Below are 16,812 nucleotides of genomic sequence, written 5' to 3'. Positions count from 1 at the left end.
TTCATTCGACCCGAACACCTCACCGGGGCAGGCGATGCGATCACATCCCCGTGTGTCGAGGCCCGGTGGAGCGGGCAGCGTTAACCAAAAATTAACTCAAAGTTGAGGGTTTCCGGGACTTTGTGGTAAAATCGTCAGGTCTTGCCTTTACTGTGGCTTCCAGAACGCCCGACTGAAACATTTCGTGATCGGCTTTGCCCGGAACCCGCCAGATTTGAAGGGGATAGCTGCGCTCAGCCGCTTGGGACGGATTTGAACCTTCGGGTTCAGGGGGCCGTCCCGAAACCAGACTTCGAGCGACTTCGAGGGGAAACCAGCGAATGATGAAGCTCAGCGCCGTTACGACGGCTGCCGTGAAATTTGCCTGCGCCATCGTCGCGGGCACGCTGTTGATCAGCAGTTCGGCTCATGCCGAATGGAAAGCTCCGTGGAAATCGGACGACAAGGCGCTCGTGATCGATGCCTATGAATTCAACCCGATCAACTGGCAGGAACTGACCTCGGACAAGCGCATCGCCGGCTTTATCAACAAGGCCTCCGATGGCCTGCCGCCGGAATGGAGCTGCGGCAAGAGCGACGACGACGCCTACAAGCTGTGCAAAAACCGCTGGTGGAAATATTCGGTCACCAAGGAACTCTATATGACCCGCCGCGAGATGGCGAAGATGAAGGGGCTCCTCTGGGGCGCCTATCATCTCGGCCGTCCCGGCAATCCGCGCGAGCAGGCCGACCATTTCGTCGATTTCGCCGAGCCGGCCGAGGACGATCTGATCGCACTCGACATCGAGGACAATTCGGAGGAGTGGATGAGCCTCGCCGATGCCGAGATCTTTGCCGACCAGATCAAGATCCGCACCGGTCGCTATCCCGTGCTCTACACCAACGGCTCGACCGCCAAGGCGATCTCCGCCCAGCGGGCGCAATATCCGCTGCTGTCGCGTCTGCCGCTCTGGTATGCCCGCTACCGCGACGATATCACCGGCAAGTTTCCAGAGGAGACCTGGCCGAGCTATGCCCTTTGGCAGTTCTCCTCGATGCACAATTGCGACAGCCGCAGCTGCCCGTACCGGGTAAAGGGCGCCAAGACCGATATCGACGTCAATGTTTCGACGATGGACGTCGCCGGCCTCAAGGCGGCCTGGCCGTTCAACGAGTTGATCGAGCGCGCACCGGACGCCGACGATCCGGCGATGATGATCGCCTCGCTGGACGAGACGACCAAGGCGGAGGTGGCCAAGGTTGCTGTCGCGACGGAAGCCGACGCGACGACCCCGCCCAAGCCTGGTGCCAAGCCGACGACGAGCCCGCTGGTCGCCGCCTACGGCCCGGCTGAGCAGCACGCGCGGCTGGACCCGCTGAAACTCCTGACCAATGTCGCCCGTGGCGCAACGAAGGCTGACAAGCCGGCGCTTGTGGCGGACGCCGGGAAGGAGCCGAAGGAGCCGTCGGGTGAAGCCGTCCGCCAGTTCCAGACCCATCTCGCCGCGCTGCAAGAGGCGGTTGCCTACGCCGCCAACGAAGTCGACCGGCTGTTCATCGGCCGCGCGGAAGCGGCGACGCGCCGGGAAGAGGCACGGCCGATCAAAGGCGGCGACGAAAGTGCCGCATTGGATTCGCGGCAGCGCTCGCGTTTTGCCGAAATCGTCAAAGCGGCGGAAGCGGCAAAGAAGGCCGGTGCCCTGCCGATGCCGGCGCGAATTCTGTCGCAGCTGGGCGCCGAGGGCGGCGACCGCGGGCCGCGCGTCGCTCTACCCGGTGCTGGGCAACGCTTTGCCGGGCTCGACATGCCGGCCCGCCGCATCGACGCGGCGTTCGAAGCGACGCGCTGATCCCGCGCTCTTCGCTTTTTTAGGCGTTCAGCAAAATTTTATCGGATCAACGTGGAACCAAAGCTCAAGACAACCGTTTCAGACCCGAACAATTACGCCAACATGCTAGAGTACGGGTGCTTCAAATGAATAAAACAATTGGCTGGGTCGTCGGTATCATCGTCCTTTTGATCGTGGTCTGGTTCGCCTTCACGATGATCAATGTGGATGTGACCGAGGAAGGCGCGTTGCCGGAAGTTAGCGTCGAAGGCGGTCAGCTGCCCAAGGCAGATGTCACGACGGGCGATATCGACGTCGGCACGGAAGAAAAGACGATCGAGGTTCCGACGATCGACGTCCAGCCGGCTCCGGAGACCGACAAGCCCGCCAACTAAGTTCTGGCGAGCCGCCTGCGGTTCCAGTAAGAACCCTAAAGGGCAGTGGCGAAAGCCACTGCCCTTTTTTCTGTGTGCGGGCTGCCACACGCTTGGGTCCGCATGAGGTCTCGTTTGGAAGACGACTATGACGTTTAAACGCGCTGTCCCCGATGTCGCTTCGATGCGTTCGGGCCAAGCTCGTGTCGGCGCGATCGAAACGGTCTGCCTTTCGGCCGAAAGCGACGACGTCGTCGAGCGCGCGGTCGCCTGCCTTCGCGGCGGCGGCCTCATCGGCCTACCGACCGAGACGGTCTATGGGCTGGCGGGCGACGCAACCAATGGCGAGGCCGTCGCACGGATATTCGAGGCCAAAGGCCGTCCACGCTTCAACCCGCTCATCTGTCACGTCAGCGACCTCGACATGGCCGCACGCCTGGCCGTCTTGGATGACATCGCACGGGCACTGGCGGCGCGGTTTTGGCCCGGGCCGCTGACGCTCGTCCTGCCGCAGGCGGAGGGAACGCCGGTTCATCCGCTGACGACCGGCGGCCTTGCCACCATCGCGCTGCGTCAGCCGAAGGGAATCGCCGGCGACATCATTGCGCGCCTCGGCCGTCCGCTCGCCGCGCCGAGCGCCAATCCTTCGGGGCGGGTCAGCGCCACCAGCGCGGGCCAGGTGATGCGTGGCCTTGGCGGCCGGATCGAAATGATCCTCGACGCGGGTCCGTCGGAGCTCGGCCTGGAATCGACCATCGTCAAGCTGGAGCAGGGCCGCCTGGTGCTCCTGCGCGCCGGCCTTGTCGGTCGAGAGGCCTTACACGAAGCGACCGGGCTCGCCGTCGTCGCGCCGGATGCGGGTTCGGGCATCGAGGCGCCCGGCCAGCTTCGGTCCCATTACGCGCCGCACGGCTCGGTCCGGCTCGACGTGAATCATGTCGAGGCCGGCGAATATCTGATCGATTTCGGCGAGACCCCGATCGCCAGCGCGGATGGGGCGGCCGAGATCGTCAATCTCAGCCCGTCCGGTGATCTGCGCGAGGCGGCGGCGAATCTGTTCGCGGCGCTGGCCCGCTTCGATCGGCCGGAGATCGGGCGCATCGCCGTGGCGCCGATCCCACGCGAGGGGCTCGGCGAGGCGATCAACGACCGGCTTCGCCGCGCCGCCGCGCCGCGGGACTGACGCCGCGAATGACAGCCGGCTCGACGGATCGTCGCCGGCCTTCTATGTCTCGATCTTATGCAAGAGACCGATCCGAAAATCCCTGCCGTCCTCCTGGCCCGCTTCGCGGCCATCGTCGGTTCCGCTAACGCGCTGCGGGATGCCGACATGATGGAGGCCTACTTCAACGAGCCGCGCGACCTGTTTCATGGCCGCGCGGGATTGGTGCTGCGGCCGGGCAATGTCGAGGAGGTTGCCGCGATCATGCGCCTCGCCAGCGAGACGCGGACGCCGATCGTGCCCCAGGGCGGCAATACCGGCCTTGTCGGCGGACAATCACCCCGCTCGCAATCCGAGGTTCTGGTCAGCCTGTCGCGGCTCGATCGTATCCGCGATGTCGACCCGATCGGCCGCACGGCGACCGTCGAGGCGGGCGTCGTCCTGAAGCGAATCCAGGAGGCCGCGGACGAGGCGGACCTGTTGTTTCCGCTGTCGCTCGGCTCGGAAGGCTCCTGCCAGATCGGTGGCAATCTCGCCTCGAATGCCGGCGGAACCGGCGTTCTGGCCTATGGCAACGCCCGCGAGCTCTGCCTCGGCATCGAGGCGGTGCTGCCGTCGGGCGAGGTTCTGCACGGGCTGCGACGCCTGAAGAAGGACAACCGCGGCTACGATCTTCGCAATTTGCTGATCGGGTCGGAGGGGACGCTGGGGATCATTACCGCCGCCGTGCTCAAGCTGTTCCCCAAGCCCGCCGGCCGCGAAGTCGCCTATGTCGGGCTGGCGTCGCCTGAAGCCGCCCTGACGCTGCTGCAATTGGCGGAGCGACGGGCGGGAGCGCAGCTCACCGCCTTCGAATTGATTCCGCGCCTCGGCATGGAGTTCACGCTCCGCCATACGATCGGTTCCCGCGACCCGCTGGAGGCGCCGCATCCCTGGTACATTCTCATGGAGATATCCTCCGGCCGCTCGCAGGGCGACGCGCGCGAGACATTGGAGGGAATCCTAGAGGCCGGATTCGAGAGCCATGTCGTCGCCGATGCAGCGATCGCCAAATCGCTCGCCGAAGCGAACAGCTTCTGGATCATGCGCGAGGAGTTGAGTTGGGCGCAGCGGCCCGAGGGCGGATCCATCAAGCATGATGTGTCCGTGCCGGTCGCCCTTATCCCGGAATTTCTTCAGGCCGCCGACAAGGCGGTGCTCGAGGCGATACCGCAGGCGCGGATCGTGGCGTTCGGCCATCTCGGTGACGGCAATATCCATTACAACATCTCGCAGCCCGTCGGGGCCGACAAGGATGCCTTTCTGGCCCGCTGGCACGAGATGAGCGATCTCGTCCACGGGATCGTCCGCACCCTGGACGGCAGCTTTTCCGCCGAGCACGGCATCGGCCAGCTGAAGCGCGACGAGCTCGCCCGGACCAAAGAGGGCGTCGAGATCGACCTGATGCGGCGGCTCAAGGCCGCCTTCGATCCTGACAACATCTTAAATCCCGGCAAGCTCGTTTAGACTTGATTCAAGTTTTCGACTTGCTAACCGTCTTTTCCGTCATGAAGACTTAACCGACTTTCTTAGCGCGACTTCAAGGCGGCGCCCCTACTGTCATCCTTATCGAAGGCCGGGATTACATCGGCCCGAACGAGAGACCGAAACATCGGCTCTCAGGAGAGGCAGAAGGCGTCATTTCATGAGCATTGCTCCGAACCCACTCGCGACCAAGCCCGAATGGGCGAACGTCCCGGTCCGCCTTGACCCGGCTGCTTGCGATCGTCGCCAGACGATCGAAATGGTCGAGGACGGGGAATTGATTACCTACAAGGTCGACCGCCGCGGGGCCGTCGTCCATCGGCGCCTGGAGAAATCCGGATTGCCGGTTTCGATCGCGCTGCCGCCACGCGCCTTTCGGGGTGTCGCGGCCCGCGCCATGGAAGACGGCAACGGCGAGGTGACGGTGACGCTTGAGCTGCATCACAGCGATCCGCGCTGCACGGTGCCGCTCTTGGTTGCCAGCGACCTCTACGATGTCGCCGCCGACTGGCGGGGATGGGCGGAACTGTTCAACCTGCCGATGCTGATGATCGAGGCGGATGGCGCGTTGCGCACGCTTGAAGAGACGCTCGGGCACATCCGGGCTGCCGCGCCGGCGCCGCGTCGCCGGTCGCCCAACCGCCAGCGCCGGCCGCGCTTCCTGGCGCGTCGCAAGCCCGGTGGGCTCGGGATGCGCATGGTGGTTGCCGGAGAGGAAATCATCGCCCGTCAGTAGCGCCGGGCGGTGGGCGTCAGATTCCCGCCAGCGGGAAGGACAGCGCCCACAGGGACGAGAAGATCAAGCCGAAGAAGATGATCCAGCCGAACACCGTGTTCGACTTGAACAGCCTCAGGCACTGGTCCGCATCCTCGATGTCGAGGGTGCGGATCTGCCAGATCATCTGGAAGGCGCCGGCGGCAAGGCCGGCATAGGCGGGCCATTCGGGTCCGCCCCCCGTGCCATAGCCGGTCAGCACGAAGGCGCCCGCGAACAGGGCGATTGCTCCGAGATAGAGAATTGTCAGCGCCAGTCTGGTTCGCTCGCCGAACAGCCGGGCCGTGGAACGGACGCCGACCAGCGCGTCGTCTTCCTTGTCCTGATGCGCGTAGATCGTGTCGTAGCCGATAGTCCAGAGAATGCTGCCGGCGTAAAGCAGGCCGGCAGCGAGCGACAGCGTGCCCCAATACGCCGCCCATCCCATCAGCGCGCCCCAGGAAAAGGCGAGGCCGAGCCCCAACAGCGGCCAGTCGGTGAAGCGCTTCAGGAATGGATAGATCGCCACCACGCCGAGCGAGGCGACCCCGAGCAGGACCGAGAACAGGTTGAACTGGATCAGTACCAGGAACCCGACCAGCGCCTGGACGACGAGAAACAGCTTGGCCTGGAGGCGCGAAACCCGGCCGGAGGGCAGCGGACGCGACCGGGTGCGTGCGACGAGCGTATCGATCGTCTCGTCGACGAGGTCGTTATAGGTACACCCCGCGCCGCGCATGGCGATCGCACCGACCAAAAAGAGGAAGAGCTGCCAGAGGCTGGGAAGGCCGGTGTGAACGGCCCCCGTCTGCACCGCCTGCGGCGCCAGCGCCGCCGCCCACCAGCACGGCCACAGCAGCAATTGCCAGCCGATCGGACGGTCCCAGCGCGCCAACTGCGCATAGGGCCAGAGGCCGCGCGGCAACGTGCGGTAGACCCAATTGTTGGACGGTGCATCCGCCACGCGGTCGATTTGGTCCGCGAGGCTTCCTTTCAGATTCGACATGGCACCGAGATTGATGGCCGAAAGGCCGCAGTCAAGGGTTTTCCGCTTTATCAACGCTTAAGATTTGCCGCGCCGAACTTGACCGCGGCCGTTGCGCCCCCGTAATCGGCAGCGGTCGGCCGGCCTGGGCGGCAGAAATGCGCTGACAGGGGCGAAGCCATGACGATCAACGTTCTTCTCATCGGCGGCGGTGGCCGCGAACACGCGATTGCCTGGAAACTCGCGCAATCGCCCGATCTTGGGCGCCTCTACGCCGCGCCGGGCAATCCCGGCATCGCCGAGCACGCCGAGACCGTCGAACTCGACATCTTGGATCAAGCGGCCGTCGTGGCGTTCTGTCGCTCCAATGCGATCGGCCTTGTAATCGTCGGTCCCGAAGTGCCGCTCGTCGCCGGCCTCGGCGATAGCCTTGCCGCCGCCGGTATTCCGGTGTTCGGCCCCTCCGCCGCCGCCGCGCGGCTCGAGGGCTCGAAGGGCTTCACCAAGGATCTGTGCACCCTCCACGACATTCCGACGGCGCGCTACCGTCGCTTCGACGACGTGGCCGCCGCGCGCGACTATGTCCGCGACGGCGGTCTGCCGATCGTGATCAAGGCGGACGGGCTTGCCGCCGGCAAGGGCGTCACGGTCGCCGAAACGCGTCAGGACGCGCTTGCGGCCATCGACGCCTGCTTCGAGGGCGATTTCGGCGGGCCGGGCGCGGAGGTCGTCATCGAGGAGTTCCTCGAGGGCGAGGAGGCGAGCCTGTTTTGCATTTGCGATGGCGAGCGGGCGCTGTTCTTCGGCACGGCGCAGGATCACAAGCGCGCCTTCGACCGTGACCGCGGTCCGAACACAGGCGGCATGGGCGCCTATTCGCCGGCGCTGCCGATGAACGATGCGATGGTGCGCCGGGCGATGCGCGAGATCGTCGAGCCGACGCTCGCCGGGATGAAGGCGGCCGGAGCCCCGTTCCAGGGCATTCTATATGCCGGGCTGATGCTGACGGAGTCCGGTCCCAAGCTGATCGAATACAATGTCCGCTTCGGCGATCCGGAATGCCAGGTGCTGCTGATGCGGCTGGAAAGCGACCTGCTGCCGATTCTCCTCGCCGCCGCCAGGGGCGACGTCTCGGCCGTCGTGCCGCAATGGTCGGAAGAGCGGGCCCTGACCGTGGTCATGGCCTCGGAGGGCTATCCGGGCGCCCATGCCAAGGGCACCGCGATCCGCCATTTGCCGGCGGCGAGTGCAACGACACGTATCTTCCAGGCCGGGACGCAACGCGATGGCGACCGGCTGCTCGCCGTCGGGGGACGTGTCCTCAACGTCACCGCCACCGGTGCCAGCGTGAAGGAAGCCGCGCGCCGCGCCTATGAGGTCGTCGAAGCCGTCGAATGGGACGAGGGATTTTGGCGTTCAGACATCGGCCACCGCGCGATCATGACCGAAAGCATCTGAAGTCTCCGTTGGGCCGGGTTTTCGGCGTTCGGAGCCGATCCCGATCGTGTCGCTGACATTGACCTTTACGTAAAATGTAGGAAATGTCTTGGCCTGCGGGTGGGAAACCATCCGCGCGACCATACATTCCTCGTTAACCATGCGGCGAACCCCGGAGCGAAGCCATGTCATTTCGTCAGGAAAAGCTGACACGGCCGATCTATCGATGGGCCAAGGGCGTCATGCCGCCGATCTCGGAAACCGAGCGGGAGGCGATCGACGCCGGCACGGTCTGGTGGGACGGCGAACTCTTCACCGGCGATCCCGACTGGAACAAGCTGCTCGCCATGCCGCCGGCGCGGCTGTCGCCGGACGAGCAGGCGTTTCTCGACGGCCCGGTTAACGAACTTTGCGCCATGATCGACGAGTGGAAGCTGGTCTGGGAAGATCGCGACCTGCCGCCGGAGGTCTGGGACTTCCTGCGCAAGCACAAGTTCTTCGGCATGATCATCCCGAAGGAATATGGCGGGCTCGGATTTTCCAATACCGCGCATTCGGAGGTGGTGCGTAAGGTCTCCTCCTGTTCGGTCGTCGCCGGCGTCACCGTGATGGTGCCGAATTCGCTCGGACCGGGCGAATTGATGCTGCATTTCGGCACGCAGGCGCAGCGCGATTACTGGCTGCCGCGTCTCGCCGACGGGCGCGAGATTCCGTGCTTCGGCCTGACCTCGCAGGAAGCCGGCTCCGACGCGGCGGCGATGCTCGACACCGGCATGGTCGAATATGGCGAGCATGATGGCGAGCGCGTTCTCGGCATCCGGCTGAATTTCCACAAGCGCTACATCACCCTCGGCCCGGTCGCGACGGTGATGGGCCTCGCCTTCAAGATGTTCGATCCGCAGAACCATCTCGGCAAGGGCGAGGATCTCGGCATCACGGTGGCGCTGCTGCCGACTGCGACCAAGGGCGTCCGGCACGGCGACCGGCATGTCCCGCTGCTGACCTATTTCCAGAACGGCCCGCTTTACGGCGACGACGTGTTCATTCCGCTCGACTGGATTCTCGGCGGGCCAGACCAGATCGGCCAGGGCTGGACGATGCTGATGACGGCGCTTGCCGCCGGCCGTGGCATTTCGCTGCCCTCGCAATCCTCCGCCGCGGCCGCCATCTGTGCGCGTACCACCGGCGCCTATGCGCGGGTTCGCACCCAGTTCAACGTGCCGATCGGCATGTTCGAGGGCATCCAGCAGCCGCTCGCCGACATCGCCGCCAATGCCTATCTCATCGACGCCGCCCGCCGGCTGACCGTTGCCGCGCTGGATGAAGGCCACAAGCCGTCGGTGGTGTCAGCGATCATGAAGGCGCACGCGACCTACCGCATGCGCGAGTCGATCGAGCGGGCCATGGACATTCATGGCGGCAAGGCGATCATCGACGGCCCGAAGAACTATCTCGCCGCCCAGTACCGGTCGGTGCCGATCGGCATCACGGTCGAGGGCGCCAACATCCTCACCCGCAATCTGATGATCTTCGGGCAGGGGGCGATCCGCGCGCATCCCTACATGCTGAAGGAACTGCTGGCCCTGTCCGACGAGGACGAGGACAAGGGACTGGACGACTTCGACAAACATTTCTGGGCGCATGTGGGCCATTCGGCCAAGAACGCCCTGCGCAGCTTCGTGCGCGGCTGGACCGGCGGTCTGGCCGCGCCTGCGCCAAAGAATGCGGCCTTCACCAGCCACTGGCGGCAATTGTCGCGCTATGCCTCGGCGTTCGCGCTTCTGTCCGACCTGTCGCTGTTGACCCTGGGCGGCGCGCTGAAACGCAAGGAAATGCTGTCGGCGCGGCTCGGCGACATTCTCTCCGAACTCTATCTGCTCGGCGCCGTCCTGAAGCGTTTCGAGACGGAGGGGCGGCCGGAGGCCGACAAGCCGCTGGTCGAGTACATCATGGAGAAGGGCTACAATCGCATGGCTCTTGCCTTCAACGGCGTCCTCGACAATCTGCCGGCGCGTTGGGCGGCGATCCTGACCCGGGCGATCGCCTTTCCGCTGGGCGTGCCCTATCACGAGCCGTCGGACGAATTGACCAGCGAGGTCGCGGCGATTCTGATGCGTCCGTCCTCGCAGCGCGACCGGCTGACGCCGGACCTCTATCTCGGCGAGGGACACGCCCAGCATCCGATCAAGGATCTGGAACTCGCCTTCGAACTGGTGAGCGAGGCCGCGCCGATCGAGAAGAAGCTGCGCGAGGCCAACATCCGCGATCCCGAGGAAGCGAGGGAGGCTGGCGTGATCTCCAATGCGGAGTTCGTGCGGCTGGCGGAGGCCAAGGAGGCGGTGGACAAGGTCATCGCGGTGGACGCTTTCCCGATGGCGGAGGTCTCTCCGATCGCATCCCAACATGATCGTCCGGCCAAAAATGGCGGCAAGGGCGAACAGCGAGAGGCAGCGGAATAATGGCGAAAGCGGTCTATCTGGTCGACGGCGCCCGCACCCCGTTCATCAAGGCACGCGGCAAGCCGGGTCCGTTCTCGCCCGTCGACCTCGCGGTCCAGTGCGGCCGGCCGCTGTTGATGCGGCAGAGCTTTGCAGCGGATGCGATCGATCTGGTTATCCTCGGCTGCGTCAATGTCGTCGCGGACGAGATGAACCCGGCGCGCGTCGCGGCCTTGCGTCTGTGCCTGAAGGACGAGATTCCGGCCTTCACGGTCCAGATCAATTGCGGCTCCGGCATGCAGTCGATCGACACGGCGTTTCGCTATATCGAGCGCGGTACGGCCGACATCGTGCTGGCCGGCGGGGCCGAGGCGCTAAGCCATTCGCCGCTCGTCCTCAGGCGCGGCGCCGTCGACTGGTTCGCGGCGCTCAACGGCGCCCGCTCCACGACCGACCGGCTGAAGGCCTTCACCGGTTTGCGGCCGGAGTTCCTCAAGCCGGTCATCGGGCTGGAGCGCGGTCTCACCGACCCGATCACCAATCTCAATATGGGCCAGACCGCCGAAGTGCTGGCCCATCTCTTCGACGTGTCCCGGCGTGAGGCGGACGCCTATGCGGCCGAAAGCCATAACCGGCTGGCCAACGCGACGAAGCAGGGCTGGCTGCGGGACGAGATGCTGCCGGCCTTCTCCCGCGACGGCGAGGTCTTCGATCACGATGACGGGGTGCGGCCGGACTCCTCCGCCGCGTCCCTCGCCAAGCTGAAGCCGGTCTTCGAACGGCCTTACGGCAAGGTGACGGCCGGCAATTCCTCGCAGATCACCGACGGCGCCTCGTGGGTCGTGCTGGCGTCGGAGGAGGCCGTCACGCGTCATGGCATGACGCCGCTGGCGCGCATCGTCGATTCAGAATGGGGCGGGCTCGATCCGTCGATCATGGGTCTTGGCCCAGTGGTGTCGACGGCGCCGATCCTGAAGCGCCAGAACATGACGGTGGCCGACGTGGATCTGTGGGAGTTGAACGAGGCCTTCGCGACCCAGGTGCTGGCCTGCCTCGCGGCGTTCGACGATCCGAGCCTGGTCGATCCGGTGCTCAGCCTGGAAGGTCGCGGCGGTCGGATCGATCACGCCAACATCAATGTCGACGGCGGCGCCATCTCGCTCGGTCATCCGGTCGGCACCAGCGGCAATCGCATCACCTTGCATCTGGCCAACGCCATGCGGCGGCTCGGCCGCAAGCGCGGCATCGCGACCGAATGTATCGGCGGCGGGCTCGGCGGCGCGATGCTGCTGGAAGCCGCCTGAGCGCGCGACGAGACACCATGCCGGCGCGGGACTTCGCGCCGGCTGTTCGCCCGAAACCCCATTCGGCGCCGCGAGGTCCCAAACTCTTCGCGGCGCGTTCCGACAAGAAGACGAGATCAGAACCATGGGCAGAATGCTGAACGCACTTTCCGATCGCGCCCTCGAACTCGGGCCGGCACGCGCAGCCGAGCAGCACGGTAACTGGCGGGCCGCCACCGACGAGAATTACGTCTACTGGCTGGTGCTCGACCGGCCGGGCAAGGCGGTCAATACCATCGACCGGAGCGTCATCGAGGAGCTGTCGCAGCACGTCGACAGGATCATCGACCAGAAGCCCTCGGCCGTGGTGATCCGTTCGGCGAAGCCTTGCGGCTTCGCCGCCGGTGCCGACATCCAGCAATTCGCCGGCGCTTCGACCGGCGAGATCCGCGGCATGCTGAAGGAAGCCCATCTGGTCCTCGACCGCCTGGCCAAGGTCCAGGCGAAGACGATCGCGGTGATCAACGGTCATTGCCTCGGCGCCGGGCTCGAATTGGCACTGGCCTGCGACCTTCGGATTGCGGTCTCCGACGCCAGCCTGGGCTTTCCGGAAGTAATGCTCGGCCTGCATCCTGGCCTAGGCGGCACCTGTCGTTCGACAGCGATCGCCGACCCGCTGGAGGCGATGACAATGATGCTGACCGGCAAATCGGTCACCGCGAAGAAGGCCAAGGCTATCGGCCTCGTCGACGCGGTGGTCGAGGAGCGGCATGTCGGGGCGGCCGTGCAGGCCGCGCTCTATAACGAGCTCAAGACGGCTGGAGGCGGCTTCAAGACCCAGGCCTTCTCGCTCCGCCCGGCCCGCGCGCTGGCGGCGAGCCAGATGCGCAAGAAGACGGCGGAGAAGGCCGCCAAGGCGCATTATCCGGCGCCGCACCGGCTGATCGACCTGTGGGAAGCCCATGGCGGCAGTGCCAAGGCGATGCAGGATGCGGAGATCGACAGCTTCGCCGAACTGATCGAGACCGATACCGCCCAGAACCTCGTCCGGGTGTTCTTCCTGCGCGAGACGATGCGCGGGCTGAAGCAGGGCGATTCGGCGATCAAGAACGTCCATGTCATCGGCGCCGGCGCCATGGGCGGCGACATCGCCGCCTGGGCGGCGCGCGAGGGCTTTCATGTGACGCTCGGCGATGTCGCGACGCAGCCGATCGGCAAGGCGATCCGCGCGGCGACGAAGATGCTGACCGCGACGCTCAAGGACCCGCTAAAGGTCCGCGACGCGCTGGACCGCTTGACGCCGGACCCGGCTGGCCTCGGAATTGCTCGCGCCGACCTCGTCATCGAGGCGGCGCCCGAAAAGCTGGAGTTGAAGCGAAAGATTTACGCCGACATCGAACCCAGGTTGAAAGAGGGCGCGTTGCTCGCGACCAATACCTCTGCGCTGCCGCTGGCGGACCTCGCCGAGGGGCTCGTCGATCCATCGCGCCTCGTCGGCTTGCATTTCTTCAACCCGGTCTCCCGGATGCAACTCATCGAGATCGTTAGCCACGACAAGATCAGTCCAGAGACCGCGCGCCGGGCCACCGCATTCGCCGTCGAATTGTCGCGCCTGCCGGCCCCCGTGGCCTCGGCGTCGGGCTTCCTCGTCAACCGCGCACTGACGCCGTACATGGCCGAGGCGTTGATCATGGTGGACGAGGGCATCCCCAAGGAACGGATCGATCGCATCGCCGAGGATTTCGGCATGCCGATGGGGCCGGTGGAACTGGCCGATCAGGTTGGACTCGATATCGCTGTCGAGGTTTCCGCCTCGCTACGCGAACGGCTGGACAGCGACTTTCCGGAAACGCCGGACTGGCTGGAGAAGATGGTCGCGGACGGCACGCTCGGCCGCAAGACCGGCGGCGGACTCTACGAGTACGACTCCGACGGCAAGCCCAAGAAGCAGCCGGTCGACGCGCTGCCGGATTCGGCCAAGGGCGACCCGGATATTCTCGACCGGCTGATCCTGCCGATGCTGAACGCGGTCGTCGCGTGCCTGCGCGAGGGCGTCGTCGAGAGCGAGGATGTTGCCGACGGGGCGATGATCTTCGGCACCGGCTTCGCGCCGTTCCGGGGTGGGCCTATCCACTACGCCAAGAAGCGCGGCGTCGATGAGATCGTCGCCAAGCTGAACGCGCTGGCGGACAAACACGGCGCTCGTTTCAAGCCCGATGCGGGATGGGACCGCCTGAAGGAAAAATCCACCGCTGCTACAGGCTGACGCAGATGGAATCCTGCGACCCGAGCCCGGTGCCGCCGAGCGTCACCCGGTCGCCGGACTTCAGGAAACGTGGCGGGTCGTAGGAAAGTCCGACGCCGCCGGGCGTTCCGGTCAGGATCACGTCGCCGGGCTCGAGCCGCATGAAGCGCGAGATGTAGGAGATGAGATACGGCACCTTGAAGATCATGTCCGCCGTATTGCCCGACTGCTGGCGCTCGCCATTGACGTCGAGCCAAAGGTCGATCTCCCCGTAATCGGGCAATTGGTCGGGTGGGACCAGCCACGGGCCAAGCGGGGCGAAGGTGTCGTGCGACTTGCCCTTCGACCACTGGCCCCCGCGCTGGAGCTGGAAACTGCGCTCGGTGACGTCGTTGCAGAGCGTAAAGCCCGCGACGTGCCGGATCGCATCCTCGACGCTGACATATTTTGCCCTGCGGCCGATCACCACGGCGAGTTCCACGCCCCAGTCGACCCGGGTGGACAGCTTGGGCAACTCGATCGGATCGGTGGGTCCGCAGGCCGCCGTCGCCGCCTTCAGGAAGATCGTCGGCTCCGGATTGACCTTGAAGCCCGCAAGGCTGGCGCTGTCGTGATAGTTTGGCCCGATACCGACGATCTTGCCGATCTTCTGGACGGGACGGCACAAGCGAACCCCTTCGGGCACGAGCGGCAGCGAGGCGGGGTCGAGATGCCCGCAGGCAGCAAGTTCGTCGGGGTCCAGGGAGGCCTCGGATAACGATGAAACATGCTCGGAAAGGTCGCGAATGCGGTTGTCGTCGTCAATCAAGCCCGGCCGCTCGGAACCGCGGTGGCCAAAGCGTACAAACCGCATCAAATTCCTCCCCAATACTGTTACATGGAAATGGTCGAGACCAAGGTTCGGTTCCTTGCGTAAAGTTGACTTTTACGTAAGATGCGATGGGGTGGAATTGCTCGTTATGCGGTGATTGCCTGCTCCAACGGCCGTTTTTGAAGGAGATTTCATGTACAAGGCGCCCATCGAGGAGATCGCGTTCGCCCTGAAGAAAGTGGCCGGTCTGGAGCCGGCGATGGAAAAAGGCCTGCTCGGCGAACTGACCCCCGACCTGCTGGACGCGGTTCTCGAGGAAGCGGGCCGCTTCGCCAGCGAAAAGGTCGCGCCGCTTGCCGAGGTGGGTGACCGCGAGGGCACCTCCGTGACCGACGGTGTGGTGACGACGCCGACGGGCTGGAAGGAGCTCTATGCCGACTGGATCGCCGGCGGCTGGAACGCCCTGACCGGCCCCGAGGAATATGGCGGTCAGGCCCTGCCGACATCGTTGTCAGCCGCCGTTTTCGAGATGTGGAACTCGGCGTCGATGGGCTTTGCCCTTGGTCCGACGCTGACCGTCGGAGCGGTGGAGGCGCTGGAGACGCACGGTTCGGATGAGTTGAAGGCGGCGTATCTGGCCAAGCTCGTCTCCGGCGAGTGGAACGGTACGATGAACCTCACCGAGCCGCAGGCGGGCTCCGACCTGTCGGCGCTGAAGACCAAGGCCGAACGGGCCGGCGATGGCAGCTACCGAATTTTCGGCCAGAAAATCTACATCACCTATGGCGAGCACGATTTCACCGACAACATCGTGCATCTCGTCCTGGCGCGGCTACCGGACGCACCGGCCGGCGTGAAGGGCATCTCGCTGTTCCTGGTGCCGAAATTCCTGGTCGAGGCAGACGGGTCGCTCGGCCGCCGCAACGACGTCTTCTGCCATTCCGTCGAGCACAAGCTGGGCATCCACGGCTCGCCGACCTGCACGATGATCTACGGCGACGGCAGTGTCGACGGCGAGGAGGCCGGCGCGGTCGGCTACCTGATCGGCGAGGAAAATCGCGGCCTCGCCTGCATGTTCACGATGATGAACAACGCCCGGCTTCTGGTCGGCGTGCAAGGCGTCGGCGTCGCCGAGGCGGCTTTCCAGATGGCGCTCGATTATGCGCGCGAGCGCCGCCAGGGTCGCTCGACGCGCCTCGCCAAGGGCGCCGAGCCGTCGGGGCAGATGAGCCCGATCGTCGAGCATCCCGACGTTGCCCGCTCGCTGCTGACGATGAAGGCGCTGACCGGTTCCGCACGCGCCATCGCTTATGCCTGCGGTCACGCAAGCGACATGGCCAAGGCGACCCGCGACGAGGCGAGCGAAGCGCGGGCCTGGAAGGAACGTGCAAATCTCTTGACGCCGATCGCCAAGGCGTTTGCCACCGATATCGGCGTCGAGGTCGCCTCGCTCGGCATCCAGGTGCATGGCGGCATGGGCTTCATCGAGGAGACCGGCGCCGCGCGGCTGTTGCGCGACGCGCGCATCGCGCCGATCTACGAGGGCACCAACGGCATCCAGGCGATCGATCTCGTCACCCGCAAGATCGGCCAGTCGGACGGAGCCGCAGTCAGCGCCTATCTGGCCGAACTCGCCGAGACGGTCGACGCCGTGCGCGGCCGGAACGCGGAGGATTTCGGCGCGACCGGCGAGGCTTTGGCGGCCGCGCTCGACGATCTGAAGGAGACGACGGCGTTTCTTGCAAAAGCGCTCGCCGACAAGGACATGGACACCGCGCTCGCCGGCGCGACGTCCTACCTCAGACTATTCGGCCTGACCGCCGGCGCCGTCTATCTCGCCAAGGGCGCGCTGGCCGAAACCGGCCGCACGGAGCGCACGCATCTCGCCCGCTTCATGGCGGAGAATCTCCTGACCGAAACGAGTGCGCTGAAGCGCCAAGTCGTTGCGGGCGCCGCCAGCCTCGCCGCCTCCCACGCGATTCTTCAGTAGG

At 65.4% G+C, this 16,812-nt stretch carries 12 protein-coding genes; 10 read left to right on the top strand and 2 right to left on the bottom strand.

The window, feature by feature from the left end; all coding sequences use genetic code 11:
* Positions 1–320: 320 nt before the first annotated feature.
* From VSX60_RS01515 to VSX60_RS01495, 5 genes are all read left to right on the top strand, one after another.
* Complete coding sequence (locus tag VSX60_RS01515) at positions 321–1,829, top strand: GH25 family lysozyme (protein ID WP_327622357.1); 1,509 nt, start codon at positions 321–323, stop codon at positions 1,827–1,829.
* A 125-nt stretch (positions 1,830–1,954) separates the two neighbouring features.
* A complete protein-coding gene (locus tag VSX60_RS01510; RefSeq protein ID WP_327622356.1) occupies positions 1,955–2,203 on the top strand; it encodes a hypothetical protein in 249 nt (82 codons plus the stop codon).
* A gap of 127 nt (positions 2,204–2,330) precedes the next feature.
* Positions 2,331–3,365 (top strand): L-threonylcarbamoyladenylate synthase, encoded by a 1,035-nt coding sequence (locus VSX60_RS01505; protein WP_327622355.1) that lies wholly within the window; start codon positions 2,331–2,333, stop codon positions 3,363–3,365.
* Between the two features lie 57 nt (positions 3,366–3,422).
* Positions 3,423–4,850: an FAD-binding oxidoreductase gene (locus VSX60_RS01500; protein WP_327622354.1), complete on the top strand. Its 1,428-nt coding sequence runs from the start codon at positions 3,423–3,425 to the stop codon at positions 4,848–4,850.
* Between the two features lie 178 nt (positions 4,851–5,028).
* Positions 5,029–5,604, top strand: coding sequence for a DUF6101 family protein (locus VSX60_RS01495; RefSeq protein ID WP_327622353.1), 576 nt, complete (start codon positions 5,029–5,031; stop codon positions 5,602–5,604).
* A gap of 16 nt (positions 5,605–5,620) precedes the next feature.
* Here VSX60_RS01495 and ubiA read toward each other — a convergent pair whose 3' ends face one another.
* Positions 5,621–6,628, bottom strand: coding sequence for a 4-hydroxybenzoate octaprenyltransferase (ubiA, locus tag VSX60_RS01490; RefSeq protein WP_327622352.1), 1,008 nt, complete (start codon positions 6,626–6,628; stop codon positions 5,621–5,623).
* Positions 6,629–6,793: 165 nt separating this feature from the next.
* Between ubiA and purD the strand changes: the two genes are divergently transcribed.
* The 4 genes from purD (at position 6,794) to VSX60_RS01470 (ending at position 14,031) form a co-directional block, all read left to right on the top strand.
* Positions 6,794–8,065 (top strand): phosphoribosylamine--glycine ligase, encoded by a 1,272-nt coding sequence (purD, locus tag VSX60_RS01485; protein WP_327622478.1) that lies wholly within the window; start codon positions 6,794–6,796, stop codon positions 8,063–8,065.
* Between the two features lie 164 nt (positions 8,066–8,229).
* Positions 8,230–10,503, top strand: coding sequence for an acyl-CoA dehydrogenase (locus VSX60_RS01480; RefSeq protein WP_327622351.1), 2,274 nt, complete (start codon positions 8,230–8,232; stop codon positions 10,501–10,503).
* A complete protein-coding gene (locus VSX60_RS01475; RefSeq protein WP_327622350.1) occupies positions 10,503–11,786 on the top strand; it encodes an acetyl-CoA C-acetyltransferase in 1,284 nt (427 codons plus the stop codon). The genes VSX60_RS01480 and VSX60_RS01475 overlap by 1 nt, the downstream gene beginning before the upstream one ends.
* 124 nt (positions 11,787–11,910) lie before the next feature.
* A complete protein-coding gene (locus VSX60_RS01470) occupies positions 11,911–14,031 on the top strand; it encodes a 3-hydroxyacyl-CoA dehydrogenase NAD-binding domain-containing protein (protein ID WP_327622349.1) in 2,121 nt (706 codons plus the stop codon).
* Here VSX60_RS01470 and VSX60_RS01465 read toward each other — a convergent pair.
* Positions 14,021–14,863, bottom strand: a complete 843-nt coding sequence (locus tag VSX60_RS01465) for a fumarylacetoacetate hydrolase family protein (RefSeq protein ID WP_327622348.1) — start codon at positions 14,861–14,863, stop codon at positions 14,021–14,023. The genes VSX60_RS01470 and VSX60_RS01465 overlap by 11 nt on opposite strands.
* 151 nt (positions 14,864–15,014) lie before the next feature.
* Here VSX60_RS01465 and VSX60_RS01460 point away from each other — a divergent pair, with 151 nt between their 5' ends.
* Positions 15,015–16,811: an acyl-CoA dehydrogenase gene (locus VSX60_RS01460; RefSeq protein ID WP_327622347.1), complete on the top strand. Its 1,797-nt coding sequence runs from the start codon at positions 15,015–15,017 to the stop codon at positions 16,809–16,811.
* The last annotated feature ends 1 nt before the right edge of the window (position 16,812 follow it).

Origin of the sequence: Aurantimonas sp. A3-2-R12, assembly GCF_036016755.1 — a bacterium.
In the GTDB taxonomy this organism is placed as follows: domain Bacteria; phylum Pseudomonadota; class Alphaproteobacteria; order Rhizobiales; family Rhizobiaceae; genus Aurantimonas; species Aurantimonas coralicida_A.
Note: the sequence above shows the minus strand (reverse complement) of the source record. Positions and strands in the feature narration are given on the sequence as shown.

Coding starts and splice junctions, on each gene's coding strand:
- VSX60_RS01515 (WP_327622357.1), top strand. CDS start 321: ATGATGAAGCTCAGCGCCGTTACGACGGCTGCCGTGAAATTTGCCTGC.
- VSX60_RS01500 (WP_327622354.1), top strand. CDS start 3,423: ATGCAAGAGACCGATCCGAAAATCCCTGCCGTCCTCCTGGCCCGCTTC.
- VSX60_RS01505 (WP_327622355.1), top strand. CDS start 2,331: ATGACGTTTAAACGCGCTGTCCCCGATGTCGCTTCGATGCGTTCGGGC.
- VSX60_RS01480 (WP_327622351.1), top strand. CDS start 8,230: ATGTCATTTCGTCAGGAAAAGCTGACACGGCCGATCTATCGATGGGCC.
- VSX60_RS01465 (WP_327622348.1), bottom strand. CDS start 14,863: ATGCGGTTTGTACGCTTTGGCCACCGCGGTTCCGAGCGGCCGGGCTTG.
- VSX60_RS01470 (WP_327622349.1), top strand. CDS start 11,911: ATGGGCAGAATGCTGAACGCACTTTCCGATCGCGCCCTCGAACTCGGG.
- VSX60_RS01495 (WP_327622353.1), top strand. CDS start 5,029: ATGAGCATTGCTCCGAACCCACTCGCGACCAAGCCCGAATGGGCGAAC.
- VSX60_RS01510 (WP_327622356.1), top strand. CDS start 1,955: ATGAATAAAACAATTGGCTGGGTCGTCGGTATCATCGTCCTTTTGATC.
- VSX60_RS01460 (WP_327622347.1), top strand. CDS start 15,015: ATGTACAAGGCGCCCATCGAGGAGATCGCGTTCGCCCTGAAGAAAGTG.
- ubiA (WP_327622352.1), bottom strand. CDS start 6,628: ATGTCGAATCTGAAAGGAAGCCTCGCGGACCAAATCGACCGCGTGGCG.
- VSX60_RS01475 (WP_327622350.1), top strand. CDS start 10,503: ATGGCGAAAGCGGTCTATCTGGTCGACGGCGCCCGCACCCCGTTCATC.